Raw genomic sequence first — 1632 nt, 5'->3', positions numbered from 1 at the left:
AGGGTAAGTAATTCGGATGTTGAAGCTATTAAGTTGGCCGGGTATACTGATGGTGCCATCGGAGAAATTGTTGCCCATGTTGCACTAAATATACTCACCAATTATTTCAACAATACTGCTGAAACGGAAATTGATTTTCCAGTGGTTACAGCGGCGATTATTCAATAATTTGATTAACAAATAAATTCACTAGTGTCCACTATAAATTTTAAAATGTTCTTTGAAATTATTGATAATTAGAAAGATATCACTGTTTTTTGACGGTGACGATTTGAATTGTACTTTTTTTAATTTCGTGATTTTTCCACGAACCTATGAATTAAGGCAATGACGTTTTCGCTCAACTCACTGAATTATTACCCCAACGGGTTTTTAATAGGATTGTTTCCAAACATAATGGTAACAAGTATGTAAGGCACTTCACTTGCTGGAACCAGCTCACGTGCATGGTTTTTGGTCAGGTTTCCGGAAGGGAGAGCCTTCGAGACCTGCTGGTAGTTATCAAAGCTTACCAGAACAAATCTTACCATTTAGGGTTTAACAAAAGTGTTACTTTGAGTAACCTTGCAAAGGCCAATGAAAAAAGATCCTATCTGATTTTTGAATAGTATGCCAATTATCTAATAGCTCTGGCAAGAAACAAGAGTAGTGAAAATGATTTAGGGATAAACGGGAGGGTTTATGCCTTTGACTCCACGACCATTGATCTGTGCTTGGGGGTATTCTGGTGGGCTACTTTTCGCAAGGCAAAAGCGGGGATAAAACTGCACACCTTATTTGATGTTACCACCCAAATACCCGCATTCGTTCATTTTTCTGAGGCAGACGTACATGATGTCAATGTCATGGACTATCTCATTTACGAGCCATCGGCCTATTATGTGTTCGACCGCGGTTATGTAGATTTTAATCGGTTATACACCATCACGACCCAACAGGCATTTTTCGTGGCAAGAGCCAAATCCAACCTGAAATTCAACCGCATATATTCCCGTAAGATTGACAAATTAACTGGAGTGAAAGCTGACCAAACCGGAAAACTGAGCAGATTTTATACCTCTAAGGAGTACCTTGATAAATTCAGACGGATTAAATTCCATGACATTGAAAACGACAGCACCTTTGAGTTTTTGACCAACAACTTTGGGCTGAAGGCACTACAGGTTGCACTGCTGTACAAGCAACGTTGGCAGGTGGAACTTTTCTTTAAATGGATAAAGCAACACTTAAAGGTAAAATCGTTTTGGTGAACCACGGAAAATGCAGTACGCATACAAATCAATGTGGCCATAATCACCTATTGCCTGGTCTCTATTTTGAAAAATGAACATAAAATAGAGCAAACCACCTACGAAATTATACAGATTCTCGGTGTATCCCTACTGAACATAACCTCTGTAAAACAGTTGTTTACAAATTCTAATTACAATAATATCAAGGAACGAACCGATAACCAGTTGAAAATCAACTTATTTTAAGTGGACACTAGTGATGAAATTTAATAATTGAAAATATGGAAGCAATAGTAAAATCAACAGGATTGGATCCTCAAATGTGGTCCATTAGACACAAGGATTATCTTTCTATTATGGCTCGTCGTAAACTTCCGAGCGACTTGGTAGAGGATATTGT

Annotated in this window: 1 protein-coding gene; it reads left to right on the top strand. The window is 38.1% G+C overall.

The window, feature by feature from the left end; all coding sequences use genetic code 11:
• Positions 1 to 623: 623 nt before the first annotated feature.
• Entirely contained in the window at positions 624 to 1250 is a 627-nt protein-coding gene (locus MWU84_RS23825; RefSeq protein WP_348647899.1) for an IS4 family transposase, read from the top strand.
• Positions 1251 to 1632 lie beyond the last annotated feature (382 nt).

Origin of the sequence: Arenibacter sp. F20364 (assembly GCF_023015905.1) — a bacterium.
Lineage (GTDB): Bacteria > Bacteroidota > Bacteroidia > Flavobacteriales > Flavobacteriaceae > Arenibacter.
The sequence above is the reverse complement of the archived record's forward strand: the minus strand, read 5'-3'. Positions and strand labels throughout refer to the sequence as shown.